At 67.1% G+C, this 24,861-nt stretch carries 23 protein-coding genes and 1 riboswitch; of the genes, 13 read left to right on the top strand and 10 right to left on the bottom strand.

Features of this window, described 5'->3' with window-relative positions; genetic code table 11:
• The first annotated feature begins 5 nt into the window (after positions 1 to 5).
• The 6 genes from RCF34_RS17330 to RCF34_RS17305 all read left to right on the top strand — a co-directional run bounded on the left by RCF34_RS17330 (position 6) and on the right by RCF34_RS17305 (position 6,056).
• Complete coding sequence (locus RCF34_RS17330) at positions 6 to 1,646, top strand: methyl-accepting chemotaxis protein (protein WP_308709283.1); 1,641 nt, start codon at positions 6 to 8, stop codon at positions 1,644 to 1,646.
• A gap of 166 nt (positions 1,647 to 1,812) precedes the next feature.
• Positions 1,813 to 2,067 carry a hypothetical protein gene (locus tag RCF34_RS17325; RefSeq protein WP_308709282.1) on the top strand — a complete coding sequence of 85 codons (255 nt, stop codon included), beginning with the start codon at positions 1,813 to 1,815 and terminating at the stop codon, positions 2,065 to 2,067.
• Positions 2,068 to 2,447: 380 nt separating this feature from the next.
• Positions 2,448 to 3,341: an SDR family oxidoreductase gene (locus RCF34_RS17320; RefSeq protein WP_308709281.1), complete on the top strand. Its 894-nt coding sequence runs from the start codon at positions 2,448 to 2,450 to the stop codon at positions 3,339 to 3,341.
• 5 nt (positions 3,342 to 3,346) lie between these two features.
• Complete coding sequence (locus RCF34_RS17315; protein ID WP_308709280.1) at positions 3,347 to 5,146, top strand: glycoside hydrolase family 15 protein; 1,800 nt, start codon at positions 3,347 to 3,349, stop codon at positions 5,144 to 5,146.
• On the top strand, positions 5,143 to 5,706 hold the full coding sequence (locus RCF34_RS17310; protein WP_308709279.1) for a DNA-3-methyladenine glycosylase: 564 nt from the start codon (positions 5,143 to 5,145) through the stop codon (positions 5,704 to 5,706). Before RCF34_RS17315 ends, RCF34_RS17310 begins: the two co-directional genes overlap by 4 nt.
• 59 nt (positions 5,707 to 5,765) lie before the next feature.
• On the top strand, positions 5,766 to 6,056 hold the full coding sequence (locus tag RCF34_RS17305; protein ID WP_308709278.1) for a DUF2845 domain-containing protein: 291 nt from the start codon (positions 5,766 to 5,768) through the stop codon (positions 6,054 to 6,056).
• A gap of 168 nt (positions 6,057 to 6,224) precedes the next feature.
• Here the strand turns inward: RCF34_RS17305 and RCF34_RS17300 are convergent, their stop codons facing one another.
• The 5 genes from RCF34_RS17300 to pstS all read right to left on the bottom strand — a co-directional run bounded on the left by RCF34_RS17300 (position 6,225) and on the right by pstS (position 11,508).
• Positions 6,225 to 7,511, bottom strand: a complete 1,287-nt coding sequence (locus RCF34_RS17300) for a putative porin (protein WP_308709277.1) — start codon at positions 7,509 to 7,511, stop codon at positions 6,225 to 6,227.
• 287 nt (positions 7,512 to 7,798) lie between these two features.
• The gene (gene pstB / locus RCF34_RS17295; RefSeq protein WP_017638707.1) at positions 7,799 to 8,563 is read right to left on the bottom strand and encodes a phosphate ABC transporter ATP-binding protein PstB; all 765 of its coding nucleotides are present in this window, start codon (positions 8,561 to 8,563) and stop codon (positions 7,799 to 7,801) included.
• A gap of 5 nt (positions 8,564 to 8,568) precedes the next feature.
• Entirely contained in the window at positions 8,569 to 9,444 is an 876-nt protein-coding gene (gene pstA / locus RCF34_RS17290; RefSeq protein WP_308709276.1) for a phosphate ABC transporter permease PstA, read from the bottom strand.
• The gene (pstC, locus tag RCF34_RS17285) at positions 9,444 to 10,418 is read right to left on the bottom strand and encodes a phosphate ABC transporter permease subunit PstC (protein WP_044341613.1); all 975 of its coding nucleotides are present in this window, start codon (positions 10,416 to 10,418) and stop codon (positions 9,444 to 9,446) included. The genes pstA and pstC overlap by 1 nt, the downstream gene beginning before the upstream one ends.
• A gap of 76 nt (positions 10,419 to 10,494) precedes the next feature.
• Positions 10,495 to 11,508, bottom strand: a complete 1,014-nt coding sequence (gene pstS, locus RCF34_RS17280) for a phosphate ABC transporter substrate-binding protein PstS (protein ID WP_044341614.1) — start codon at positions 11,506 to 11,508, stop codon at positions 10,495 to 10,497.
• Positions 11,509 to 11,946: 438 nt separating this feature from the next.
• A riboswitch (yybP-ykoY riboswitch) is annotated at positions 11,947 to 12,110 on the top strand.
• 9 nt (positions 12,111 to 12,119) lie between these two features.
• Between pstS and mntP the strand changes: the two genes are divergently transcribed.
• Positions 12,120 to 12,692: a manganese efflux pump MntP gene (gene mntP / locus RCF34_RS17275; protein ID WP_308709275.1), complete on the top strand. Its 573-nt coding sequence runs from the start codon at positions 12,120 to 12,122 to the stop codon at positions 12,690 to 12,692.
• Positions 12,692 to 13,528, top strand: coding sequence for a hypothetical protein (locus RCF34_RS17270; protein WP_308709274.1), 837 nt, complete (start codon positions 12,692 to 12,694; stop codon positions 13,526 to 13,528). The genes mntP and RCF34_RS17270 overlap by 1 nt, the downstream gene beginning before the upstream one ends.
• On the opposite strand, the gene RCF34_RS17265 is transcribed toward RCF34_RS17270, so the two are convergent.
• Both RCF34_RS17265 and RCF34_RS17260 read right to left on the bottom strand, forming a co-directional pair.
• The gene (locus tag RCF34_RS17265; protein ID WP_308709273.1) at positions 13,525 to 14,067 is read right to left on the bottom strand and encodes a cytochrome b/b6 domain-containing protein; all 543 of its coding nucleotides are present in this window, start codon (positions 14,065 to 14,067) and stop codon (positions 13,525 to 13,527) included. The genes RCF34_RS17270 and RCF34_RS17265 overlap by 4 nt on opposite strands.
• Before the next feature lie 77 nt (positions 14,068 to 14,144).
• On the bottom strand, positions 14,145 to 15,818 hold the full coding sequence (locus tag RCF34_RS17260) for a phosphoethanolamine transferase (RefSeq protein WP_308709272.1): 1,674 nt from the start codon (positions 15,816 to 15,818) through the stop codon (positions 14,145 to 14,147).
• A 242-nt stretch (positions 15,819 to 16,060) separates the two neighbouring features.
• Between RCF34_RS17260 and RCF34_RS17255 the strand changes: the two genes are divergently transcribed.
• From RCF34_RS17255 to RCF34_RS17245, 3 genes are all read left to right on the top strand, one after another.
• On the top strand, positions 16,061 to 17,023 hold the full coding sequence (locus RCF34_RS17255) for a cation diffusion facilitator family transporter (RefSeq protein ID WP_308709271.1): 963 nt from the start codon (positions 16,061 to 16,063) through the stop codon (positions 17,021 to 17,023).
• Positions 17,024 to 17,347: 324 nt separating this feature from the next.
• On the top strand, positions 17,348 to 18,013 hold the full coding sequence (locus RCF34_RS17250; RefSeq protein ID WP_308709270.1) for a response regulator: 666 nt from the start codon (positions 17,348 to 17,350) through the stop codon (positions 18,011 to 18,013).
• Positions 18,010 to 19,371 (top strand): ATP-binding protein, encoded by a 1,362-nt coding sequence (locus tag RCF34_RS17245; RefSeq protein ID WP_308709269.1) that lies wholly within the window; start codon positions 18,010 to 18,012, stop codon positions 19,369 to 19,371. The genes RCF34_RS17250 and RCF34_RS17245 overlap by 4 nt, the downstream gene beginning before the upstream one ends.
• Here the strand turns inward: RCF34_RS17245 and RCF34_RS17240 are convergent.
• Positions 19,368 to 20,552 carry an MFS transporter gene (locus RCF34_RS17240; RefSeq protein WP_374941210.1) on the bottom strand — a complete coding sequence of 395 codons (1,185 nt, stop codon included), beginning with the start codon at positions 20,550 to 20,552 and terminating at the stop codon, positions 19,368 to 19,370. The genes RCF34_RS17245 and RCF34_RS17240 overlap by 4 nt on opposite strands.
• Before the next feature lie 108 nt (positions 20,553 to 20,660).
• On the opposite strand from RCF34_RS17240, the gene RCF34_RS17235 reads away from it, so the two are divergent.
• Together RCF34_RS17235 and RCF34_RS17230 are read left to right on the top strand one after the other, a co-directional pair.
• Positions 20,661 to 21,155, top strand: coding sequence for a MarR family transcriptional regulator (locus RCF34_RS17235; RefSeq protein ID WP_308709267.1), 495 nt, complete (start codon positions 20,661 to 20,663; stop codon positions 21,153 to 21,155).
• Between the two features lie 4 nt (positions 21,156 to 21,159).
• Positions 21,160 to 21,948 carry a helix-turn-helix transcriptional regulator gene (locus RCF34_RS17230; RefSeq protein ID WP_308709266.1) on the top strand — a complete coding sequence of 263 codons (789 nt, stop codon included), beginning with the start codon at positions 21,160 to 21,162 and terminating at the stop codon, positions 21,946 to 21,948.
• Here RCF34_RS17230 and RCF34_RS17225 read toward each other — a convergent pair.
• Together RCF34_RS17225 and RCF34_RS17220 are read right to left on the bottom strand one after the other, a co-directional pair.
• Entirely contained in the window at positions 21,929 to 22,999 is a 1,071-nt protein-coding gene (locus RCF34_RS17225; RefSeq protein ID WP_308709265.1) for a 2-isopropylmalate synthase, read from the bottom strand. The genes RCF34_RS17230 and RCF34_RS17225 overlap by 20 nt on opposite strands.
• A gap of 149 nt (positions 23,000 to 23,148) precedes the next feature.
• The gene (locus tag RCF34_RS17220) at positions 23,149 to 24,510 is read right to left on the bottom strand and encodes an MFS transporter (protein ID WP_308709264.1); all 1,362 of its coding nucleotides are present in this window, start codon (positions 24,508 to 24,510) and stop codon (positions 23,149 to 23,151) included.
• Positions 24,511 to 24,861 lie beyond the last annotated feature (351 nt).

Raw genomic sequence — 24,861 nt, 5'->3', positions numbered from 1 at the left:
GCTCCATGGTCTGGTTCAACAATCTGGCGCTGGCGAAGAAACTCGCCGTGGCCTTCGGCCTGTGCACGGCCATCACCTTAGGCATCGGCGCCGTCGGCCTGAGCGGCATCCGCAGCGTCAATGCCCAGCTGGATAACGTGCTGGGCGACACGCTGCTCTCCATCAGCCTGCTCAACGATGCCAAGAGCAATGTCATCGGCCACAACCGCGATCTGTTCCGCGTGCTGTCCATGGCCTACGGCGATGCGCCCCAGAGCGACCAGCAGGCCGTCATCGCCTCCCTGCGCGACAACCAGGCCGATGCCGAGAAACCCTTCGCCGCCTATCGCACCACGCCGCTGCAGGCCGATGAAAAGCAGGCCGGTGATGCCTTCGAGCAGGACTGGAAGAGCTATATCGCCGGTACCGACGCCATCCTGGCGCGCCTGGCCGCCAAGGACGTAGCCGGCGCCGCCAAGCTGTTGAACGAGCAGGTGCAACCCACCTATCGCAAGACCATGGCCTCGTTCAAGATCATGATGCAATCCAACAAGCGCCAGAGTGCCGAAGCCGGCGACGCTGCGCATGCTGCCTACAAGCAGGCGTTCTGGGCACTGTCTCTGGGTCTGCTACTGGCCACGCTCTGCGCCCTGGCGCTGGGCATCGTCATCACCCGGATGATCGTCACGCCGATCCGCCAGGCAGTAGGCAGCGCCGAACGCGTCGCCCAAGGCGATCTGACCCTGCCGATCCAGAGCAGCCGCCGCGACGAAGCCGGACAGTTGCTGCAGGCCCTCGGTGGCATGCAGCGCAGCCTGAAAGACACGGTACAACAGATGGCCGGTGCTTCCAGCCAACTCGCCGCGGCCGCCGAGGAATTGCACGCGGTGACCGAAGAGAGCTCGCGTGGCCAGGTCCGCCAGCACGATGAGGTGCAGCAGGCCGCCACCGCCGTCAACCAGATGACCGCCGCCGTGGAAGAGGTAGCGCGCAATGCCGCCTCCACCTCCACCGCCTCCCAGGACACCAGCCGCGAAGCCCAGCAAGGTCGCGAGCAGGTGCAACAGGCCGCTCAGGCCATGGCGGTGATGACCGGCGAGATCACCGATTCGACCCAGAAGGTGCAGACCCTGGAAGGCCAGGTACGCGAGATCGGCAAGCTGCTGGAGGTGATTCGCGGGATCGCCGAGCAGACCAACCTGCTGGCGCTCAATGCCGCCATCGAAGCCGCCCGGGCGGGCGAACAGGGCCGCGGCTTCGCCGTGGTAGCGGACGAGGTCCGCGCCCTGGCCCATCGCACCCAGGGGTCCACCGGCGAGATCGAACGCATGATGAGTGCCGTGCGCAGCAGCGCCGAGGAAGCGGTGGGCGCCATGCACAAGAGCCAGGCCCTGGCCGACAGCACCCAGGAGCGCGCCAACCGGGCAGGCGAAGCCCTGGACCGCATTGCTGCCGGGGTCGCCCAGATCGAGGAGCGCAACCTGGTGATCGCCAGCGCCGCCGAGGAACAGGCCCAGGTCGCCCGCGAAGTGGATCGCAACCTGGTCAACATCCAGGACCTGTCCACCCAGACCGCTACCGGGGCCCAGCAGACCGCCGCCTCCAGCCAGGAGCTGTCGCGACTGGCCACCTCGTTCCAGGGCCTGGTGGCGCAATTCCGTTATTGATCGGCCGTTCAGGAAACTTCCGACCGGCGGTCAGCCTGCCCCTCGCCCCTGCGCGGGGTAGGCTTTCGGCGCGGCTATGGAGCTGCCGACCCGGCGCGCCGATGTTCGCAATTGAACATTGCGCGCCAGCGCGGCTCTGAGCTGAAACACCTGAAGGGATGCTCCCATGCGCTTCACCTACGATGCCCGCCGCAGCTATCGCCTGATCGGCCTGGACGATGGCCGTCTGGCTGGCCAGTTGCTGTGCGGGCAGCTGTACATCATGGTCGCCGGGGATGGTAAGCAACCAGAGTCCTATGCCCAGCTGGAAGACGACCAGCTGCGCACCGCCGAAGGTCGCCTGATCGGCTGTCGCGAGGCGGATATCCTCACCCTGCAACGAACCGGCGTCGCCCTGCGGCTGGAGCCGCTCGACGCCTGAGGCGAGACGGCTAGCGCGGTACCCTCTGCTGCGGGCCGCCCCCTGGCCCACCCTGGCCGCCATGCCCCCCCCACCGGACGGTGGCATGAACAGCCAGCATCCGGACAGGGACAACAGGGCCGCCAGCACGGCCACCTTGAAGCTCTTCATCATTGCGATTGTCTCCGCTCCAGAAGGGCCCTTCCCCTCTCGCCGTCATTGGACGCCAGAGCGGCCGGAAAAGGCGTAGCCCTGGGTAAAAGCGAGGTAAGAAAGCTGTCCTGCCCGATACATCCCTCATCGACTGGCGGGAACCTCTCCCGCGCCCTGCTGCTCCATTTCCTTGAACGTCATCGAAAAGATGCCAAACGGGCGCCCTTTGGCCCCTTTCAGGAGATGTCATGTCCAGCGACAACCAATACGCCATGCAGAACCCCCTCACCCAGTATCCCCAGCCCGAATTTCCCAAGCAGCCCCAGGAGGCTCCGGGTCTGGCCCAGGTCATGGAGCCACGTCCCGATCATGGCGAAACCAGCTACAAAGGCTTCGGTCGTCTGGCCGGGCGCAAGGCGCTGATCACCGGCGCGGATTCGGGGATCGGTCGAGCCACGGCCATCGCCTATGCCCGGGAGGGTGCCGATCTGGTGCTCAACTACCTGCCCGAGGAAGAAGCCGACGCCCAGGAAGTGGTCAGGCTGGTGGAAGCCGAGGGCCGCAAGGCTGTCTGCATACCCGGTGACCTGAAGGACGAAACCTTCTGCATCCAACTGGTGAGCAAGGCCAAGGAGGCCCTGGGCGGCCTCGACATTCTGGTCAACGTGGCCGGCAAGCAGACCGCCGTGCAGGACATCGCCGAGCTGACCACCGAGCAGTTCGACGCCACCTACAAGACCAACGTCTACGCCCTGTTCTGGCTGTGCAAGGCCGCGCTGCCGCATCTGCCGGCCGGGGCCGCCATCATCAACACCACTTCGATCCAGGCCACCCAGCCTTCGGAATTCCTGCTGGACTACGCCTCGACCAAGGCGGCCATCACCAACTTCACCAAGGCCCTGGCCAAGCAGGTCGCCAGCAAGGGCATCCGCGTCAACGCCGTGGCCCCCGGCCCCTTCTGGACGCCGCTACAGCCCAGCGGTGGCCAGCCCCAGGAAAAGATCCCCACTTTTGGCGGCGAAACGGTGTTCAAGCGTCCCGGGCAGCCGGCGGAACTGGCGCCCATCTATGTGCTGCTGGCCTCCCAGGAATCGAGCTATGTGACCGGCGAGGTCTATGGCGCCACGGGAGGCATGGGCTGACGGCCGTGGCGGCCTTCGATCCCGCGCGCCAGGAGGGCTACGCGCCCCTGGCGGGCTATGCCGCCCTGTCTGATGGCCGTTCGGTCGCCCTGGTGGCGCCGGACGGCTCGCTGGACTGGTGGTGCGTGCCCAACATGGATTCCGCCCCACTGTTCGACCGCCTGCTGGATGCTCCGGCAGGCGGTTTCTTTTCGATCGCTCCGGTGGCCGACTATCGCGTCGAGCGGGCCTACCGGGAAGATAGCAATGTACTGGAAACCTGCTTTCACACCGCTGACGGCAGCGTGCGCCTCACCGAATCGCTTAACAGCGGTTCGGCCGGTCGCCTGCCCTGGTGCGAACTAGGTCGCCGGGTGGAAGGCCTTTCCGGACGGGTCGAGCTGCGCATCGAACTGGTACCCGGAACCCAGGGCCAGACCGTCTCGCCCTGGATGCGCAGCACCCCCAATGGCGAGGTCATGCACGTCGATGGCGTGATGGCCACCCTGCGCTATTGCGAGCGACTGGAAATCCTCCAGTGCGACGACCGCCGGCTGGTGGCGCGCCTGGTGCTCGAAGCCGGGCAACGCAGTGTCCTGGCCTTGACCGCGACCGAGAACGAACCCCTGGTGGTGCCCTCGCTGGACGAGGTGGACCAGCGTATCGACCGCAGTGACCAGGCCTGGCGCGAATGGGCCCAGGGCTTCGCCTACCGGGGCGAGTTCCTCAGCGAGGTGAAGCGCTCCGCGCTGGCTCTCAAGCTCTTGCTCTACTCCCCTACCGGCGCCATCGTCGCCGCGGCCACCACCTCGCTGCCGGAACGCATCGGCGGCGACAAGAACTACGAATACCGCTACGCCTGGGTGCGCGATGCGGTCTTTACCATCAAGGCCTTCCTGCGCCTGGGTGCCCTCGGCGAGGCCCAGGCGGCCCTGGCCTGGATCCAGAACGTCATCCGCCGCCACGGCAATCGCCTGCACACCTGCTTCACCCTGCAAGGCGAACTGGCGCCGGCGGAGCGTACCATCCCCGTCCCCGGTTACCGCGATTCCCAGCCGGTGCGCGTCGGCAATCGCGCCAGCGCCCAGTGCCAGCTGAGTCTCTATGGCGATCTGCTGGAGACCTTTCGCCTCTATGCCAGCAAGGGCCATGTGCTGGATTTCGCCACCGCCAGCCTGCTCACCGACCTGGCCAATCTCTGCGCCGATGGCTGGCGCCAACCGGACGCGGGCATGTGGGAGTTGCCCGAAGAGCGACACTACACCCTGTCCAAGCTGGGCTGCTGGTTCGCCCTGGATCGCGCCGTGACCCTGGCTCGCGACGGCCACATCCCCGACGCCATGTGTGGCCGCTGGGAGCGCGAGCGCGATCGCATCCGCGACTGGGTCAACGTGCATTGCTGGAGCGAGCGCAAGCAAGCCTATACCTTCTATGCCGGAACCGAACGCCTGGACGCCGGACTGCTGCTCGGCATCCGCTTCGGCTTCGACGGTGGTGAGCGTTCGGTGAGCACCCTGGCCGCCATTCGCCGCGAGCTGGCCCGCGGTCCGCTGGTCTATCGCTACAGCGGTGCCGAACGGGAAGAAGGGGCCTTTCTCGCCTGTTCCTACTGGATGGTCGAGGCCCATGCCGTGCTGGGCGAGGTGGACCAGGCGCGCGAACTGATGCGCGAGGTGCTGGCCGCCAGTCTCAATGGCGTTGGCCTGATGACCGAGATGCGCGATCCCCGTGATGGCGCAGCGCTGGGCAACTTTCCCCAGGGCCTGAGCCACCTGGCCATGGTGCATGCCGCGCTGATCCTCGAAGAGCCGGAGCCCGAGGCGTGAGCGACCTGGATTTCACCCGCCCGGTGGAGGAGGTCGCCCGCCAACTGATCGGCGCGACGCTCAGGGTCGCGGGCGTCGGTGGCCTCATCGTCGAGACCGAGGCCTACGACGGCGAAGACCCGGCCTCCCACAGCTTTTCCGGCCCCACCCCACGCAACCGCGCCATGTTCGGCCCGCCCGGCCATGCCTATGTCTATCGCTCCTATGGCATCCATTGGTGCTTCAACCTGGTCTGCCGCGAGGCCGGTCATGGCGCCGGCGTGCTGATCCGCGCGCTGGAACCGCTGTGGGGGCTGGAAGCGATGCGCGAACGCCGCGGTGGCCTGGCCGATCGCCTGCTGTGCGCCGGTCCTGGCCGGCTGTGCCAGGCCCTGGCCATCGACGGTAGTCACGATGGCCTGCCGCTGGCCGAGCCGCCCTTCCTGCTGGAGCCGGCCGCTGGCGAAGCAACAGTGATCGCAGGCCCGCGCATCGGCATCAGTCGCGCACGCGAGGTGCCCTGGCGCTTCGGCCTGGCCGGTTCGCGCTATCTGAGTCGTGGCTTTACCAAAGCGCCCTAGCCCCGCGATAACAGCTAGGCTCAAGGTAACGACCATTGCCGCAACCCGTTGGAGGTTCGATGCGCACTAGTCAACTGCTGCCTATCGCCCTGCTCTTTCCCCTCCTCGCCCAGGCCAGCCTGCGCTGCGGCCAGCGTCTCGTCGAGGAAGGCGACAGCGTCGAACAGGTGCTGGCCGCCTGCGGCGCCCCGGCCGAGCGCAAGATCAATCCCCCGGCGCTGCGCAACAACAACGTCCCCAAATTCAATGCCGCCGAAACCCAATTCTGGACCTATGCCCCGGAGAACGGCGCCGCGCGTCACCTCAAGTTCATCGACGGCAAGCTGGTGGAGATCAGGGTGGAGCGTTGAATGCTCGAGTGGCTTGGGCTGTTGGCTTCGATGATAGAGCCGTCTCAATCCAACCGGCGGGTTAGCTTTCGTAGGTCGGCTTGAGCGCAGCGAAGCCCAACGCCCCAGCGGACCGGCAAAAAAGAACGCCCGAGGGCGGTTCAAGCGGAGCACGACCTGAGGCCGTGGTTAGAACTTGGCTTCCAGGTCCAGCTGCAGGGTCTTGACGTCGGCGTCGCGGCGGAAGCGACTGGCGGTGTCGGACTCGGCGAGGAAGTAGGTCAGGCCGACGCCGAAGTTCTTGTCGATGTCGTAGCCGAGCTTGAGCTTGTGGCCGCGGGCGCCGGTCGAGCCGTTGCCGAAGTCGGAGTCGGTGAAGGCGCCCACCACGGCGTTGCGCTGGACATCGCGGTAGTTGTATTCCAGCCCGACCCGCTGCATCAGCTTGGTCTTGGCGCCCACCAGCCAGGCGGTGTCCTCGCCGTCGTCGGCCTTGTCGTTGACCACGTACTGGCCATAGAAGGACAGCGGCACCCATAGCTTGGTCAGGTCCAGCTGGGCGAAGCCCTCGTAGAGCTGGAAGCGATCGGTGGTGTTGCCATTGACCGCCAGGGCGCAGGGCGAGGTGACCGAACCGGTGGTCGGGCAGGTGCTGTCCTGGTCCTTGTCGTAGGCGTAGACGCTACCGCCGACCATCAGCTTGGCGGCATCGCCCAGGTTGAAGCGGCTGCCCAGCTGGCCGGCGTAGAGGCGCAGGTCGTGCTTGAACTCATAGCCCTCGCCGTCGACATTGTCCTTGAGTACATAGTAGCCGGTGCTGCCGAACAGCTCGGCGCCGCCGCCCAGGTCGTACCTGTAGGTGCCGGCCAGGCCTTCGGGGTTGATGTCGGCGTCCCAGATGACGTCGCCGGTGCTGACCCACTGCTGGCCCATCTTGCCACCCACCAAGTGCAGATTCGGCAGCGCCGTGGGGTGGTAGTCGATGTAGGCCTGATCCAGCCAGAGCTGCTTCTTGTTGAAGTAGCCGTTGAGGTCCTGATTGGTGGAGCGGGCGTCGTCGCCGCCGCCGGTGGCGATGCGGATGCCGGTGTCCACCTGCGGATTGATCTCGCTGTAGGCGCCCAGTCGCGCCCGGATACGCTGGCGGTCCCGGTCGCGACCGTTGTCCGGCTCGCCGCTGATGTCGATGCTCTCATGGCGCACCCGCACATCGCCCTTGATCTGGGTCTTGGCGGCCCAGGCCAGTTTCTTCTCGAAGTCGGAGGTCTTCTGCTGCTGGGCGACCTGGGCGGCGCGCGCCTGCTGCTCCTGCTGCAGATCGCCGCGCAATTCGCTGTACTGGGCGGGGGTGATGGAGCCGTTGGCCTTGAGCATGTCGAGCAGCTTCTCATCGACAGCGGCACTCGCGGCGGCCGAGCAGGTGGCCAGGAGCACGCCCGAGAACAGCGCCGTGAATCGATAAGGGTTAACAGACATCGGCAGATCTCCTTTCAAGACAATCCAGGGGTGGTGGCTGGCGGTGCAGCCCGTCACAACGCTGGGTCAGTCTCGGCAGAAGAGATGTCGTTTTGCTTGCAGGCAGATAAAGGTTTTAATTCAAGTAATTGAATCTAAAGCGAAATTTAACCGAAGCTTCATGTATCCGGGACAGCTTCACTGCGCAGCGGGATGGAGAGCCACGACCAGGGCCCTGGCTGCCGTTTTCGGCCGACCATGAAAAAGGCCACTCCGGGGAGTGGCCTTGCCGAGAGCCGGCGTAAGCGTCAGCCGAAGCGACCGGTGATGTAGTCCTCGGTCTGCTTCTTGTCCGGCTTGGTGAAGATCTTGTCGGTCTTGTCCACTTCGATCAGCTCACCCAGGTACATGAAGGCGGTGACATCGGAGCAGCGCGCCGCCTGCTGCATGTTGTGGGTGACGATGACCACGGTGAACTCCTGCTTGAGTTCGGCCAGCAGCTGCTCGATGCGTGCGGTGGAGATGGGGTCCAGGGCCGAGGTCGGCTCGTCCAGCAGCAGCACCCGCGGACGCAGGGCGATGGTGCGGGCGATGCACAGGCGCTGCTGCTGACCGCCGGAGAGACCCAGGGCGCTCTGGTTGAGCTTGTCCTTGACCTCATCCCACAGCGCCGCACCGCGCAGGGCCTGCTCGACGCGATCCTGCAGCTCCACGCGGGACAGGCGCTCGTGGTGACGGATGCCGTAGGCGACGTTGTCGGCGATCGACATCGGGAAGGGCACCGGCTTCTGGAACACCATGCCGATGGTGCTGCGCAGGCGGCTCAGCGAGTACTTGGGATCGAGGATGTTCTCCCCGTCCATGAGGATCTCGCCGGTCGCTTCCAGCCCCGGGTATTCCGAGTAGATGCGGTTGAAGATGCGCAGCAGCGTGGACTTGCCGCATCCGGACGGGCCGATGATGGCGGTGATCTGCTTGGCCGCGATGTCCAGGTTGATCGACTTGAGCGCCTGGTGGCCCTTGTAACGGAAGCCGACGTCGCGCGCCTGCAGTTCCGGTATCTGCGTCTGCATGGTAGTCACTTGGAATCCCGGTTACGAAAGAAGAAGCGAGAGGAGAGGTTCAGGAGCAGCACGAACAGCGTCAGCAGCAGGGCGCCGGCCCAGGCCAGGTGCTGCCAGTTCTCGAACGGACTCATGGCGAACTGGAAGATGGTCACCGGCACGGTGGCCATGGGCTTGAGCACGTCGGCGTTCCAGTACTGGTTGCCGAAGGCGGTGAACAGTAGCGGCGCGGTCTCGCCGGTGATGCGGGCGATGGACAGCAGCACCCCGGTCACCACGCCGGCGCGGGAGGCGCGCAGCAGGATCTGCAGGGTCACCTTCCACTGGGGGATGCCCAGGGCCAGGGCCGCTTCGCGCATGGCCGGCGGTTGCAGCTGCATCATCTCGTCGGTGGTACGGGTCACCACCGGCACCACCAGCATGGCCAGCGCCAGGGAGCCGGCGAAACCGGAAAAGCCCAGGCTGCCACCGGAGTACTGGTTCAGCGTGACCACCACGGCGGTGTAGATGAACAGGCCGATGACGATCGACGGCGCCGACAGGAGGATGTCGTTGACGAAACGCACCACCAGGCCGAGCTTGGAGTGGCGCGCGTATTCGGCCAGCCAGAGCCCGGCGAGGATGCCGATGGGCGCGCCGATGGCGGTGGCCAGCAGGGTGATCAGCACACTACCGAACAGGGCGTTGGCCAGACCGCCGTCGGCGGCACCGGGCGGTGGCGTCATCTCGACGAAGAGGGACGGGCTCAGGGCACTGACGCCCTTGATCAGGGTGGTGCCGAGGATCCAGGCCAGGAAGCCCAGGCCCAGCACGGCGGCGGCGCTGCCGAAGATCAGCGCGATGCCGTTCTTGATCCGCCGCTTGCGATAGAGATAGGCGTCGATGTGCATCAGTTACCTGCCTTGCGCGACAGTTGCGTCAGCATCAGCCGTGCCGCCAGCAGCACGAAGAAGGTCACCACGAACAGCAGGAAGCCCAGGGCGATCAGCGAGGAGCGGTGCAGATCGGTGTAGGCCTCGTTGAATTCGTTGGCGATAACCGAGGCGATGGAGCTGCTCGGCATCATCAGCGACAGGGAGAACTGGTGGGCGTTGCCCAGCACGAAGGTCACCGCCATGGTCTCGCCCAGGGCGCGACCCAGACCGAGGAAGGCGCCGCCGACCACCGCCGAGCGGGTGTAGGGCAGCACGATGTCCCAGCAGACCTCCCAGGTGGTGGAACCCAGCGCGTAGGCCGACTCCTTGAGCTGGGCCGGCACGCTGCGGAACACCTCGTACATCACCGAGGTGATGAAGGGCAGGATCATGATCGCCAGGATGATGCCGGCGGTCAGCATGCCGATGCCCAGCGGCGGGCCCTGGAACAGCACCCCGATCACCGGGATGGCGCCGAGGTAGTCGTTGATGAAGGGCGAGATGTAGGCGGCCATGAAGGGGCCGAAGACGAACAGGCCCCACATGCCGTAGATGATCGAGGGAATGCCCGCCAGCAGCTCGACCGCGGTGGCCACCGGGCCGCGCAACCAGGGCGGCGCGATCTCCGAGAGGAACAGGGCGATGCCGAAGGCGGTGGGCACGGCCAGCAGCAGGGCGATGAAGGAGGTCATCAGGGTGCCGTAGATGGGCACCAGGGCGCCGAACTTCTCGGCGCCGACATCCCACTCGGCCGAGGTGATGAAGTCCAGGCCGAAGGTCATGAAGGCGTGGCGACCGCCCCAGAGGGTGGACGCGGCGGCGCCGACCAGTACCAACAGTACCAGCAGCGCGGCGGAAAACAGGAGCCGGCGGAACCAGACATCGGCGCGGGTATCCCGGCGAATGCGCTGTTCCTGAACGGCGGAGAGGGGCAGGGTCTGGTCGGTCATGGAGCTTTCCGTCTACCTGGAAGGACGCGCGAAACCGCCTGGACCCTAGGGGATCCAGGCGGCGGGACAGTCGTGCTTACTTCTTGAAGTCGGACGCCCAGTAGCCTTCGATCTGCTTGACCAGGGTGTCCGGGACCGGGACGTAATCCAGGGCCGCGGCATCCTTCTGGCCATGCTCAAGGGACCACTTGAAGAAGTCGAAGGCGACCTTGCTGCGCTCTTCGTTCTTGGGTTCCTTGTACATCACGATCCAGGTGGTGGCGGTGATCGGCCAGGCGTCGGCGCCCGGGGCGTTGGTCATCAGCAGGTTGAAGTCCTTGGCGCTCTTCCAGTCGGCGGTGGCGGCGGCGGCCTGGAAGCTCTTGGCTTCGGGCTGCACGAAGTTGCCAGCGGCGTTCTTCAGCTGCACGTGGGTCATCTTGTTGGTCAGCGCATAGGCGTACTCGACGTAGCCGATGGAGCCCTTGATCTGCTTCACGTAGGCGGCGATACCCTCGTTACCCTTGCCACCCACACCGACCGGCCAGTTGACGGTGGTGCCGAAGTTGAACTTCTCCTTCCACTCCGGGCTAACCTTGGCCAGGTAGTTGGTGAAGTTGTAGGAGGTGCCGGAGCCGTCGGAACGACGCACCACGGTGATGGCGCCCTCGGGCAGCTTCAGGCCGGGGTTCAGCGCGGCGATGGCCGGGTCGTTCCAGGTCTTGATCTCGCCCATGAAGATCTTGGCCATGGTCGGACCGTCGAGCTTCAGCTTGCCGGGCTCGATGCCTTCCACGTTGATCACCGGCACGATGCCGCCAATGATGGTCGGGAACTGGCCCAGACCGCCCTTCTGCAGGTCGTCGGTGCTCATGGGAGCGTCGGTGGCGCCGAAGTCCACGGTGCCGGCCTTGATCTGGGCGATGCCGCCGCCGGAGCCGATGGACTGGTAGTTGATACGGTTGCCAGTCTTCTCGCTGAAGCCTTGCGACCACTTCGACAGAACGGGGAAGACGAAGCTCGAGCCTGCGCCCGTGACATCCACGGCGTGAGCGGCGGTGCTCAGGCAAAAGGCCGACAACAACAGGGAGAGGCTGAACGTGCGTTTCATGGTGGCTCCATTACCTAGTGAGGGCTGGCGCTAGGCTATTGCCGAAATGTGACAATTAAGTGTCAGCGGCATGACGAAACGGGGACGGCAGAGCGCCATCATTAAGGGGGCGACGACCGCTCCAGCGCCGACGAGCGCGTATCCGAACCTAGCCCTCGCACCGGACCGACTCGACCGCTCCGCCCTGCGCTGCGGATGGCCGAAGGTCCGCGAGCTCCCCCGGCCAGCCGCCATAGGCGACCTCCGACCTGGCGCCCGGGGTACGCGCGCGCACCGTCTCGGCAGCCTGTGCCGCGGCCACAACCCCGCTGCGCCGGGCCTTGCAGGCCTTTTGGCGTATAGGCACGATCGCGTAGGCAGGAGAAATTTAGCCAAGGCTATATATATTAGAACTATCTACAAGATAGACTTTCTCTATCCGGCTGGGTAAGGTGGCGGCCTCTTTGGGGAGTAGCCTGCTTCCACCGCGGTGGAAAGCGTCCTGGTCAACATACTCGGCAACCGCCGTGGTCAGGACAGCCGGTCAGGGTTGGCGAGACCAGGGGCATCACCGCGCCGTGCCGGGCGTGCGGAGATGTCTTGCGGATCCGAGCCCGGCCGGCGCTGTCACGATGAACCCCGCTTCCCTGATGTTCCTGGCCTTCGCCATGTCCACCGATGCCTTTGCCGCCGCCGTCGGCAAGGGCGCCAGCCTGCACAAGCCCTGCCTGCGCGAAGCCCTGCGTACCGGCGCCATCTTTGGCGTCATCGAAGCCATCACCCCGGTGATCGGCTGGGCCGTCGGCCTCACCGCCGCCCAGTACGTCCAGCCCTGGGATCACTGGATCGCCTTCACCCTGCTCACCGTGCTCGGCCTGCGCATGATCTGGGCTGGCTTCGGCGCGTCCGAAGCCGAAGAGGAAAAGCCCCGCCAGCACTCCTTCATGCTGCTGGCCCTGACCGCCGTGGCCACCAGCATCGATGCCCTCGCCGTGGGCGTGGGCCTGGCCTTCATCGACGTCAACATCATCACCGCCGCCCTGGCCATCGGCCTCGCCACCATGATCATGGTCACCACCGGGGTGATGCTGGGCCGGGTGATGGGCAATCTGGTCGGCAAGCGCGCGGAGATGCTCGGTGGCGTGGTGCTGATCGTGATCGGCGCGGCCATCCTCCATGAGCACCTGGCCGCCGTTGCCAGCTGATGGCCCGGCCCTGGCGTAGCGCCCTCCTCGTCCTGGCCGCCCTGCTGCTGGCAGCGGTTGGCTTTTTCGCCTGGCAGCGCTACTGGCCGGCCCAGGCCGCCCCTGGCTGGCGCTACGAAGTGGCCCATGCCGACATCGCCAAGGCCAGTGCCCTGGCCTGGCAGGGCGATGCCCTGATCACCGCGGAAGAACTCAAGGACGGCAAGGGTCGCCTGCTGCGCATCGATGCCCAGGGCCGGCGCAGCGTGCTCAGCGAGGGGTTGTACAAACCCGACGGCCTGGTGCCCTACCAAGACGGTTTCGCCTACAGCCAGGAAGGCGGCACCCATCCCATCCGCTGGTTCGACACCGCTGGCAGTCGCGATCTCTTCACCGGTATCAACGCCCAGGGGCTCTGGGCCGAAGGCGAGCGGCTCTATGCCGTGGAAGACCGCAAGGATGCCGGACGCCTGCTGCGCTACGACGCCGCCGATGGCAGCCTGACCGTACTGCGCGACCACCTGGACGAGGCGGAGTCCTTTACCCGCTGCCCGGATGGCAGTGCCTTCTATACCGAGAAATCCCGCGGTCTGGTGCGCCAGCTGAGCGACGACGGCCGTGATCCGCCGGCGCTGAGCGAGCTGCGCGAGCCGAGCTTTCTGCTCTGCGACCGCCGCGGCCTGTGGATCAGCGAAGATTCCACACACCGCGCCCGCCTGCTGCTCTGGGATCGCCAGTCAGCCCCGCGCGCCATCCTGACCTTCCTGCGCGCGCCCCAGGCCTTGCTGCCGCGGGGCGATGGCTATCTGCTGGCCGAAGGCGGACGCAACCGCATCATCGCCCTCGATCCGCGTTAGCGCATGCGCTTCAAGGTATCGTCCTTGCGCACCAGGTGATGCCAGAGCGCGGCCAGCACGTGCAGGCCGATCACCCAGTAGAAGGCCTTGCCGAGCCAGAAGTGCAGGCCCTTGAGCGACTTGGCCAGCTCCAGGTCCACCGGGAAGGGCGAAGGCAGCGCCCAGGTGCTGGAAGGGATCTTGACCGCGCCGATGGTCAGCCAGACGGTGAACAGTCCGAGCAGCGGCTGGGCCAGCAGGAAGCCATAGAGCGCGTAGTGGGTCAGCCGGCCGACGGTCTCCAGGCTTCGCGCCAGCGGCGGCGTGATCGGCGGTACCGGATGGCGGTGGCGCACCAGCAGCCGCGGCAAGACCAGCGCCAACACCAGCAGACCGACCCAGAAATGACTGAGCACCACCCACTGGCGCTCCAGGGAGCCCCGCTCGAACTGCCCGCGATTGAGGATCAGTACATAGGCCAGCAACACCAGCAGGGCCATGAGCCAGTGCAGCAGACGCGCACTGCGCACATAGCGGGATACGGAAGCAGCGGAAGCCATGACGAGGTCCTGATACGGAGGTGAAAAGGCGCCGGCAGTGTAGCGGCGCCCGGGGTCCGACGGTATGGCCCCAGACGCTAGCCACAGGGGTTGGCCGGGGTGTCCAGCAGCAACGTGCTCAGCTGCTGCGGCGGCTGGTGCACGAGGCCGGTGGGCGATTCGCAGACGCGCTGCACGAAATTGTCGCTGAACAGCAGCTTGCCATGGACGAAGTACTCGTCGGGGCGTCGATTGGGATTGTCGATGCGGGTCCCCAGGCGCTCCGCCAGCCAGCTGCCGGCCTCGTAGTGACTGATCCAGCGCTCACCCTGCAGGTCGGCCAGGGCCTCGGCCGGGGCATCCCGCGCCACCACGATCATTGGTACATCGCTGACCTCGGGCACCAGGTCGTTGTGCCCCCAGTGCCCGCCCTCCCCCAGCCGCTGGCCGTGATCGCCGGTGATGATCAGATAGCGCTCGCCGTCCAGGCGGTCGAAGTCGGCGAGGATCTCGGCGAGCAGGCCGTCCAGGTAGTGCAGGGAATTGTCATAGGCATTGGCCTGGCCCTCGGCCCCGGTATCCGACCAGGGCGCCGAGGTGCTCTCGTGCCGGTAGTTCTGCGCATAGGGCAGGTGCGCGGTGCGCAGATTGAGCACCACGAAGTTGCGCGGCGCCCATTGCTGCTCATCGAGAATCTCCAGCAGGGCGCGATCCTGGCGCTGCAGGAAACGCAGCGGATGGTCCTCGCGGGTGATGGAGACGTCCAGATGGCGATTGCCCAGGTGCGCCAGCAACTTGGATTCCTGGGACGACAGCCAATGGGTGCGAAAGCCCGCGGCCTGGGCGAAGCGGAACAGATTGATCTCGCCGCTGCGCAACCGCCGGTCCTGGCCCGGTTCGCGGATCGGATTGAGCAGGTAGGGCAGGCTCACGTCGGTCGCCACCCCCGCCGCCACCCCGGGCCGGATCAGCGCCTGGGGATTATCCTGCAGATAGGCCGAAAGCTCAGGGGTGGTATTGCGCTCATAACCGAAGACACCTAGCCGATCACTGCGCAGGGAGTCGGCCACCACCAGCCAGACGTGTCGCGCGGTGCTGGGCACCTGGGCCAGTCCATAGGGGGCATAGGCGGTGGGCGGCAGGACGACGTCGTCACGCCCGGCCAGACGCACGGCCCAGGCGGAAAAGGCGTTGAGGCTGTTGTGCAGACCGCTGCGCGCGGGGCTCGGCACGAAGGCATCGAGATTGCGGTAGGTGGCTCGATAGGGTTTGGACAGCAGCACCGCGGCGATCAGGATCAGCGCCCAGCGACTGGCCGGCAGCGGTACCCGGCCTGGCAGCTGGAGATGCAGGGCGATCAGCAGTCCATAGGGCAGCCCCACGCACAGCAGCACTGGCCAATGCGCGGGCAGGCTGAGCCAGAGTGTCTGGCGCACTTCCGCGGTGTCGCCCAGCAGGGCCTGGATATCGATGGCGCTGAGCGGCTCGCCGAAGAAACTGAGATTGCCCAGTTGCAGCAGCTGCATCAGGGCGAACACCAGCAGGATGGCCGCCGCCAGACGCGGCAGCTTGCTCAACCAGAGCGCCAGGCTGAACACCCAGAGCGCGGCCACATAACTCGCTTCCAGCTCGGCGCGGTTGTTCGGCGTGAATAGCTGCTGCAGGAAGTCATCCATCAGCAGCAACAGGCAACTCAGACTGCTCAGGACCAGCAGATTGCGCCAGTGCCGCCAGCCTGAGGTGCGGGGGCGGGAGAAGGCTGCGAGCAGCATCAGCGTGCCCTGCGCACGCGCGAGGGAAGACAAAGGAAAGCGGGCATGGCGGGCTCCAGCTATAGGAAGCCGCTACCCTGAGGGGCGAACCTTAATGAAGTCTTAGCGGCTCATGCGCGGTAACAGATGACCAGACGGTCAGAGAAAAGCTGACCGCCTTGACCCTGGAGTCACTTCAGGCTTCAGGATGGTCAAGGAAGGGCCTGTGCCCGCTGCCTCCCCAACGCTTCGGAGACCTGTAGATGAGTGGCTCCACCCCTCACCACGATCACGATCACGATCACGATCACGAACATCAGCATGGCCACGACCACGACCACGGTCATTCCCACGCCCCGCGGGTGACCGCCGCCAACGAGCGCAAGCTCAAGCTGGTCTTCGTCCTGACCTTTGGCTACGCCATCGTCCAGGCCGTGGGCGGCTGGTGGTCCGGTTCCCTGGCGCTGATCGCCGATTCCGGCCACATGGCCTCGGATGCCGCGGCCCTGCTGCTGGCCCTGGTGGCCTACCGCGTGGCGGCCAAGGCGGCCAATGCGCGCTTCACCTATGGCTTCCACCGGGTACGCATCCTCGCGGCCCTGACCAATGGCGTCGCCCTGCTGCTCCTGGTCCTGTGGATCGGCTGGGAAGCCATCATGCGGCTGCGCGAGCCCACCGAGGTGCTGTCCGGCCCGATGCTGGTGGTGGCGGTGATCGGCTTGGTGGTCAACATCGTCGGCTTCGTGGTGCTCAACGGCGGGCACAAGGACGACAGCAACCTGCGGGGTGCCCTGCTCCATGTGGCCGGCGACCTGCTGGGTTCGGTGGGCGCCATCGTCGCCGCCCTGGGCATCCTCTGGACCGGCTGGACCTGGCTGGATCCGGCGCTGTCGATCCTGGTCGCCCTGCTGATCGTCAAATCGGCCTGGACCTTGGTGCGCGATGCCGGCGCGGTGCTGCTGCAGGCGGCGCCACGGGAATTCGACACGGCCGGTGCCACGGCGGCGGTTCGCGCCCTGCCGGAGGTGGCCGAGGTGGGCCATCTGCACGTCTGGACGCTGACCGACGAAACCCGCATCGCCACCCTGCACATCACCCCGGCGCCGGGCAGCGATCCCCTGCGGCTGCCGACCCTGGTGGGCGAGCTGCTGCGCAGTCGCCACGGCCTGCAGCACGTGACGGTGCAGGTGGACCCACCGGGCACCCTCGACGGGCACTGCGCCTAGACTTCGGCCGAGAAGTACCTGCGCTCGGCCATGCGGCGTTAAAAATCCGTTGGGTCGCCAGTCCAGCCTAGACGGCCCCATCGGAATGCTCGTTTACCACTCGTAGACTCGAGCGCGAGCCCGGTCGAGCACGAGCCCGGTCGAGCCCGAGCCCGGTCGAGCCCGAGCCGCTTCCTCACCCATGTTTGCCTCGCCCGACCTTCGCACGGCGACTTTTCGGATAAGCCTTAGGATGCAACGCCCGGTAACAGTTGCCCCTGCCGCTGCGCCAGGAGGCCGGCGATGATGGCGGGCTAGAGGCATGGCGGAGAGAGGACGGTGGTCGTGCGGGTATTGCTGGTGGAAGACGATGCAGCCCTGGCCCAGGGCATCCGCATGGCCCTGCGCGGCGAGGGCTATACCCTGGACTGGGTGGCCGACGGTCTGGCCGCCGGGCACGCTCTGGCCTCCGAGCGCTTCGACCTGGTGCTGCTGGACCTGGGCCTGCCGCGCCTCGACGGGCTCGACCTGCTGCGCCGCCTGCGCAGCCAGCCGGACGGCCAGGTGCCGGTGCTGGTGCTCACCTCCCGCGACGCCAAGGCCGATCGCATCCAGGGCCTGGATGCCGGCGCCGACGACTACCTGGTCAAGCCCTGCGACCTGGATGAACTCAAGGCGCGCCTGCGCGCCCTGATCCGCCGCAGCTGTGGCCGCGCGCAACCGCTGCTGGAGCACGCCGGCATCAGCCTCGATCCGGCCAGCCAGGTGGTGCACTACCACGGCGCCGAGGTGGTTGTAACGCCCATGGAATACCAGCTGCTGCACCAGTTGCTGTTGCGACCGGGCGCCGTCATCACCCGCGAGCGCCTGAGCAACGCCCTCTATGGTTGGCAGGAAGCCGCCTCGGGCAACACCCTGGAAGTGCTCATCCACAACCTGCGCAAGAAGCTCGACAGTAGCGTGATCCGCACCGTGCGCGGGGTGGGCTATCTGCTGGAGCGTCAGCCATGATCGCCATCCGTACCCGCATCCTCGCCCCCACCCTGGCCCTGGTGCTGGCCGGCAGCCTGGCCCTCGCGCTGCTGGCGCTGCGTGACAGCCATCGCGAGATCGAAGGCATCTACGACGCCCAGCTGGTCCAGGGCGCGCGCCTGCTGGAAGGTCTACTGCAGGCCGGCACGCCGGCGGCGGCGAGCTGGCCGGAGCTGGTCAGGGTGTTCGATCGCGCCATGCAACCCGTTGCCGGCAACGTGCCGGCGCATCCCTACGAGAATCAGCTGACCTTCCAGATCTGGACCGCCGATGGCCGGCTGCTGGCCCGTTCCGGTCATGCGCCGCGGCTGGCCGAGGTGCCGCCGGAGGGGCTGCACGAGGTGTTCGAGAACGGGCGCGAATGGTGCGGGATGCTGGTGCGTACCGCCGATGGCGGCCTGCGCATCTGGGTCGGCGAGCGCGAGGACCTGCGCCAGGATCTGATCCAGCGCATCGTCAGCCATACCCTCTGGCCGACCCTGGTGGGCCTGCCGCTGTTGGTCGGGGTGCTCTGGCTGCTGCTGGGCTGGGGGCTGCGACCGCTGCAGGATTTCGCCCGCGGACTGCGCGAGCGCGATCCCCACAGCCTGGCGCCGCTGCCGGCCGGCCCGCTGCCGCCGGAGTTGCAACCCATGCATGGCGCCCTGGATCACCAGCTCGCCCAGTTGCGCGCCCTGCTCGATCGCGAGCGTCGCTTCATCGCCGACGCCGCCCACGAATTGCGTACGCCCCTGGCGATCCTCGATCTGCATGCGCAGAACGCCCAGCGCGCCGAGACGGCCGAGGAACGCGACGAAGCCCTGGGCTATCTGCGCCAGGGCGTCAGCCGGGCCACCCGCCTGGCCAGCCAGTTGCTGACCCTGGCGCGACTGGAACCCGGCACCACCCAGGTCCAGCCGCTGGCCCTGGAACCCCTGGTCCGTGAGGAATTGGCGGAATTGACGCCGCTAGCGCTCAAGCATCAGGTGGAGCTGGTGCTGGCGGCCCAGGCCGGACCGCCGGTACTGGGCGATCCGGACGCCATCGCCATCGCCCTGCAGAATCTGGTGACCAACGCCCTGGCCTTCGCCCCCGCCGGCAGCGTGGTGGAAGTCGGTATCGAGACCAGCCAGGACCAGGGCGTGCTGCTGCGGGTGGAGGATCGCGGCCCCGGGGTGGACGAGGCCGAGCTGGCGCGGTTGTGCGATCGCTTCTACAGCGCCGGCAACCCCCAGGGCGCCGGGCTGGGGCTGGCCATCGTCGAGACCATCACCCGCCGCCTGGGCGGTGCCCTGAGCTTCAGCAATCGGGCGCGGGGCGGCTTTTGCGTGGAGTTGCGCCTGCCGCGCGCGGGCTAGGCCTGCGGGTCGCCGCGCGCTAGGAGCGATCGCGCAGGGCGGGTCAGGCGCAGGCCGAGGCCCATCAGCAGCACCACGCCCGCCGCCATCAGCAGCCAGGCGTTGGCCAGGCTATCCAGATGGTCGCGCAGGATGCCGGCGGCCAGCGGCGCCAGGCTGGCGATCAGATAGCCACCGCCCTGGACGAAACCGAGCAGCGCGCCGGCTTCGGTGGGATCACGCACCTGGTCCATGGCCAGGATCAGCGACAGCGGAAACAGTGCGCCGATGCCCAGACCGAGCAGGATGGCGGTGGGCACCGCCAGTTGCAGCGGCGCCAACGCCAGGCACAGCAACCCCACCAGCACCACGCCGAGCACCCCCAGCACCAGCGGCCGGCGAGTACGCAGCCGGGCGATGGTCGCCGACAGCAGGAGGCCGGCACCGACCTCGGCGAGACTCACGCCGCCCAGCAGCAGGCCGCTGTCGGCCGGTCGCCAGCCGAGGCCGGTGTAGTAAGGCGGCAGCCAGGCCAGCACCAGGGTGTAGGCGGCGGTACCGATGCCGAAGAAAGCCAGCAGCAGCCAGGCCTGGCGCGGACGCCAGGGTTGCGCGCGGGGCGCAGCGCCCTGTGCCGGCACGTCCGGCCGCGCCAGGGCCAGCCAGACGCCGAGTGCCAGCAGCACCGGCAGGGTCCAGAGCGCCAGGCCCTGGGCCCAGCCCCAGTGCTCGGCCAGGGGCGCGGCGGTGGCCGCCGCCACGGCCGCGCCACCCATGATGCCGGTGGTATAGAGGCCCATCAGGGTGCTGGTGCGCTGCGGATGGCAGCGGCGGATATAGGCCGGGATCAGCGCCTGTACCAGGGCGATGCCGACACCGCCCAGGCCGGCGGTGAGGATCAGCCCCAGGCCACTCGGCTCCGCCCAGCGCAGCGCATTGGCCAGGGCCAGCAGCAGCAGGCCGAGGGCGACGCCACGGCGCTCGCCGAGCCAGGCTTGCAGCCGGGCGCCACCCAGGGCGCAGAGGCCCATGGCGGCGATGGGCAGGGTAGTCAGCGCCCCGGCGCCGCTGCCCTCCAGGCCGGTGGCCGCCTGGATGCCATCCAGCAGCGGACCGATGGCCGCCAGGATGGGTCTGAGGTTCACGCCGACCAGCAGCACCAGCAGCACGGCGAGGAAGGCATCCTGGCGCGGTGCGGCCATGGTCGGGGATGATGACGACGCGGAAAGCATGGACAATCTCCAGAGTGACGCGATATTTCTCTTGATGAGAAGTATCTTAACATCAAGATATATTCCCGAGGTAAGCCGATGGCCGATCGCGCCGAATTCGCCGTGGACCAGTGGCACCGCGAGCGCCCCGACCTGGATGCCCTGCCCATGCGCCTGGTGGGTCGCCTGGGCGAGATGGCCCAGGTGCTCAATCGCGATGTCCTGCAGCCCTTCTTCGATGAACACCGGCTGCACTATGGCGAATTCGACGTCCTGGCGACCCTGAGGCGCGCTGGCGAGCCCTATGCCCTGAGTCCGACCGTGCTCTATGAATCGGCCATGATCTCCTCGGGCGGCATGACCAATCGCCTCGACCGCCTGGAGCGTGCCGGCCTGATCGAGCGGCGCAGGAACCCCGAGGATCGGCGCAGTACCCTGGTAGCCCTCACCGCGGACGGCTTCGCCCTGATCGATGGCCTGATGGCCGCCCACGTGGACAACGAGCGCCGTGCCCTGGCCACCCTCAGCGAGGCCGAGCAGCAGCAGCTGGATGCCCTGCTGGGCAAGTGGCTGGCCGGCCGCGCGCCGTCCTGACGCCATGCTCATCGACTTCAGCTCGTGCAACGGCCTCCACGCCGTGGCCCAGGACTTCGCCCATGGCGACCGGGTGCCCCCCCATCGCCATCGCCAGGCGCAGCTGATCCATGCCCTCTGTGGCGTGGTCATCGTCAACACCGCCCAGGGCCGCTGGGTGGTGCCACCCGGGCGAGGGGTCTGGGTACCCGCCGGCGAAGAGCACGACCTGCACCTGCTGGGGCGCGTCGAGGTGCGCACCCTGTTCGTCGATCCGCAGGTACGGGCCGAGCTGCCGACGCGCTGCCAGCTGATCGCCGTCTCGCCGCTCTTGCGTGAACTCATCCTGGCCGCCCTGCCCCTGCCCGCCGATCGACCGGCCGAGGGGCGCGCCCGGTATATCCTGCAGCTGATGCTCGACGAGTTGCAGGGCTCGCCCGCCGCCGGGTTGCACCTGCCCTGGCCGGTGGATGCCACGCTCGCCGAACTCTGCCGCCACCTGCGCCAGCACCCGGGCGAGCGCTGGACCCTGACCCGCGCCGCCGCGCGGCTGGCGGTCAGCGAACGCACCCTGAGCCGGCTGTTCTTCAAGGAGACCGGCTTGACGTTCGGCCAGTGGCTGCAGCGGGCGCGGCTGGATTCCAGCCTGACCTCCCTGGCCGCCGGCCACGCCATCGTCGACGTCGCCCTGGAGCACGGCTACGCCAGCCCCAGTGCCTTCGCCACCCGCTTCCGCCAGGTGCTGGGGGTGTCGCCCTCGGCCTATCGCGGCCAGGCGGGCCTGCCCGACGCGGTCAGCCCCGCCGCGCCCTGAGCCCCAACTTGGCCGGATCGACGAGCCCCAGGGCCGCGCCCTGCTCGGTATTGGCGGCCAGGGCCAGCCGACCGCCATAGGGGTGGCGCGGATGGAGGGGCAGCCGGTTGCAGGCTTCTACCACGCTGGCCGCCTCTTCCAGGCGGGAGAAGTCGATCCCCGGCGCGATGCCCTGGCCGTAGAGATTCAGTGCCAGCGTCACCAGGTCCACGTTGCCGGTGCGTTCGCCATTGCCGAACAGGCAGCCTTCCACCCGCGTCGCCCCGGCCAGCTGGGCCAGTTCGGCACAGGCGACCCCGGTGCCCCGGTCATCGTGCGGATGGACGCTGATGGTCACGTGGGGCGTCGGCCCCAGGCCGCGGATGAAGCCCTCGATCCGGTCGGCATAGACGTTGGGCGTGGCCACTTCCACCGTCGCCGGCAGATTGAGGATCAGCGGGCGGTCCGCCGACGGTTGCCAGGCCTCGCGCACCGCCTGGCAGATCTCCAGGGCGAAGTCCGCCTCGGTGAAGCAGAAGGTCTCGGGCGAATACTGATAGGTCCAGGCCGTTTCCGGCTGGGCGTCGCACAGGGCGCGCACCCGCTGGGTACCGGCTACCGCCATGGCCAGGGTGGCGGCGCGATCCTGGTCGAACATCACCCGGCGAAACAGCGGCGCGGTGGCGTTGTAGAGATGCACGATGGCGCGGGGCGCCCCGACCAGGGCCGCGAAGGTGCGCTCGATCAGCTCGCTGCGCGCCGGCGTCATCACCTGCAGCCAGAGATCGTCCGGCAGCCCATCCGCGGTGACCAGTTCGCGCACGAAGGCGAAATCGGTCTGGGACGCCGCCGGAAAGGCCACCTCGATTTCCCGGTAACCCACTGCCAGCAGCAAGGCGAAGAAGCGGCGCTTGCGTTCCAGCCCCATGGGCTCGATCAGCGCCTGGTTGCCATCACGCAGGTCGGTGGAGCACCAGCGCGGCGCCTGGGTCAGCTGGCGATTCGGCCATTGCCGATCGGGCAAGGCAGGCGCGGCGAAGGCGTGGGACTTGGTCTGGGGTTGCTCGAGCATAGGGGACTCCAGGGCTGGACCCGGAGTCTGACCGCCCCGCCGGCCCGCTGCGCTCGCGAGCAGGACAGCCCCTGCGCGATCCAGACAGCCGCGAGCGAAAAAAAGCCGCCGGGGGAGGACCCGGCGGCGTCTTTGTCAGCGACCCCTGGTCAGCTTACCGAGATGCGCTCCAACGGCACCGGCTTGAGCCGCGGCGTGAGCACATGGATGACCACGATGGCCACCAGGTAGGCACTGCCGGCGACGATGAAGATCGGCTGGTAGGACTTGAAGATCTCCAGGATGTAGCCGTTGTAGGTGGTCATCAGCATGCCGCCGATGGCGCCGGCGGTACCGCCGATGCCGATCACCGAGGCCACGGCTTCCTTGGGGAAGAGGTCCGACGGCAGGGTCATCAGGTTGGCCGACCAGGCCTGGTGGGCCGCGGCGGCGAGGCCGATGATGCCGACCACCAGCCACAGGCTGGAGACGAACTGGGCGGTGACGATGGGCACGACCGCCACGGCGCAGAGCAGCATGGTGGTCTTGCGCGCCAGGTTGGCGCTGCGACCGAGCTTCATCTGCTTGGACGAGCCCCAGCCACCCATCACCGAGCCGATGTCGGCGAGGATGTAGATGGCGATCAGCGGCGGACCGAAGGATTTCAGATTCAGGCCGTAGGTCTTGCCGAGGAAGTCCGGCAGCCAGAACAGGTACAGCCACCAGATCGGGTCGGTGAGGAACTTGCCGGCGGCATAGGCCCAGGTCTCGCGGAAGGTCAGCAGCTTGAACCAGGAGATCTTGGTCTCGACGGCCGGCTTGGCCGATACCGGGGAGCCATCGTCGGCCTGGATGTAGGCCAGCTCTTCACGACTCACCTTGGGGTGCTCGTGGGGACGGCGATAGATCAGCAGCCAGGCGATCAGCCACAGGGCGGTGACGAGGCCGATGGAGATGAAGGCCGCGCGCCAGCCCCAGGCCAGGGTGATGGCCGGCACCAGCAAAGGTGTGATGATCGGGCCCATGGCGGTGCCGGCGTTGAACAGCCCGGTGGCCTGGGCGCGTTCCTTTTGCGGAAACCATTCCGAGACCGCCTTGAGGCTGGCCGGAAAGCTGCCGGACTCACCGAAACCGAGGGTGAAGCGCACCAGCACGAAGTGAGTGACGGTGTGGGCGATGCCGTGGCCGATGCTGGCGATGGTCCAGATGGTGAACGCCAGGGCGTAGCCGATGCGTACCCCGACCTTGTCGATGATGCGGCCAAAGGTCAGGAAGCCGATGGCATAGGCACACTGGAACCAGAAGACGATCTTGGCGTAGTCGGTTTCCGTCCAGCCCAGGTCCGCCTGCAACGTGGGCTTGAGGATGCCGATCATCTGCCGGTCGATGTAGTTGATGCCGATGGCGATGAACAGCAGGGCGCAGATCAGCCAGCGATAGCGGGTGAAGCGCGAGGTTTGCGGAGTAGCGGCGACGGGGGTGTCCTGCGGCCGCAGGGCGGACTCCGTCTCGGGAGTGACCTGGATAGTCATCGAATGGGCTTCCTGACTTGTTGTTATTGACCGGGGTGAACCGGGGTCGTTGGAAAGCTGTTACCAGATATTCATATGACATCGTATGAGTGGTCGTGAGAGGTGTCAATCCACCCAAAGCAGAGTGGTCAGACATCTTCATTGCCGCTAGAGGGCTTACCGTGACGCTTTCCACGACAGGGGTCCGCCGCTTCTGAGTCGGGCCTGCGGCAGGAGGCTCGGGAATCCGTGACCTGGCTGGCACTTTTTGCCTGAAGTCATCTAATGCCCCGCCTTTGAAGCGAAGCCGTCGCCTCATCTTTTCTCGCCGAGCCTGCCGTGCCCTTTGCCGAGACCCCTCCTTGCTCGCGC

Source organism: Pseudomonas sp. 102515 (genome assembly GCF_031085165.1).
GTDB lineage: Bacteria > Pseudomonadota > Gammaproteobacteria > Pseudomonadales > Pseudomonadaceae > Chryseomonas.
Note: the sequence above shows the minus strand (reverse complement) of the source record. Positions and strands in the feature narration are given on the sequence as shown.

Coding starts and splice junctions, on each gene's coding strand:
- RCF34_RS17240 (WP_374941210.1), bottom strand. CDS start 20,552: ATGGCCGCACCGCGCCAGGATGCCTTCCTCGCCGTGCTGCTGGTGCTG.
- pstB (WP_017638707.1), bottom strand. CDS start 8,563: ATGCAGACGCAGATACCGGAACTGCAGGCGCGCGACGTCGGCTTCCGT.
- RCF34_RS17320 (WP_308709281.1), top strand. CDS start 2,448: ATGTCCAGCGACAACCAATACGCCATGCAGAACCCCCTCACCCAGTAT.
- pstA (WP_308709276.1), bottom strand. CDS start 9,444: ATGCACATCGACGCCTATCTCTATCGCAAGCGGCGGATCAAGAACGGC.
- RCF34_RS17245 (WP_308709269.1), top strand. CDS start 18,010: ATGATCGCCATCCGTACCCGCATCCTCGCCCCCACCCTGGCCCTGGTG.
- pstC (WP_044341613.1), bottom strand. CDS start 10,418: ATGACCGACCAGACCCTGCCCCTCTCCGCCGTTCAGGAACAGCGCATT.
- RCF34_RS17230 (WP_308709266.1), top strand. CDS start 21,160: ATGCTCATCGACTTCAGCTCGTGCAACGGCCTCCACGCCGTGGCCCAG.
- RCF34_RS17225 (WP_308709265.1), bottom strand. CDS start 22,999: ATGCTCGAGCAACCCCAGACCAAGTCCCACGCCTTCGCCGCGCCTGCC.
- RCF34_RS17305 (WP_308709278.1), top strand. CDS start 5,766: ATGCGCACTAGTCAACTGCTGCCTATCGCCCTGCTCTTTCCCCTCCTC.
- RCF34_RS17300 (WP_308709277.1), bottom strand. CDS start 7,511: ATGTCTGTTAACCCTTATCGATTCACGGCGCTGTTCTCGGGCGTGCTC.
- pstS (WP_044341614.1), bottom strand. CDS start 11,508: ATGAAACGCACGTTCAGCCTCTCCCTGTTGTTGTCGGCCTTTTGCCTG.
- RCF34_RS17235 (WP_308709267.1), top strand. CDS start 20,661: ATGGCCGATCGCGCCGAATTCGCCGTGGACCAGTGGCACCGCGAGCGC.
- RCF34_RS17220 (WP_308709264.1), bottom strand. CDS start 24,510: ATGACTATCCAGGTCACTCCCGAGACGGAGTCCGCCCTGCGGCCGCAG.
- mntP (WP_308709275.1), top strand. CDS start 12,120: ATGAACCCCGCTTCCCTGATGTTCCTGGCCTTCGCCATGTCCACCGAT.
- RCF34_RS17265 (WP_308709273.1), bottom strand. CDS start 14,067: ATGGCTTCCGCTGCTTCCGTATCCCGCTATGTGCGCAGTGCGCGTCTG.
- RCF34_RS17330 (WP_308709283.1), top strand. CDS start 6: ATGGTCTGGTTCAACAATCTGGCGCTGGCGAAGAAACTCGCCGTGGCC.
- RCF34_RS17325 (WP_308709282.1), top strand. CDS start 1,813: ATGCGCTTCACCTACGATGCCCGCCGCAGCTATCGCCTGATCGGCCTG.
- RCF34_RS17260 (WP_308709272.1), bottom strand. CDS start 15,818: ATGCTGCTCGCAGCCTTCTCCCGCCCCCGCACCTCAGGCTGGCGGCAC.
- RCF34_RS17255 (WP_308709271.1), top strand. CDS start 16,061: ATGAGTGGCTCCACCCCTCACCACGATCACGATCACGATCACGATCAC.
- RCF34_RS17270 (WP_308709274.1), top strand. CDS start 12,692: ATGGCCCGGCCCTGGCGTAGCGCCCTCCTCGTCCTGGCCGCCCTGCTG.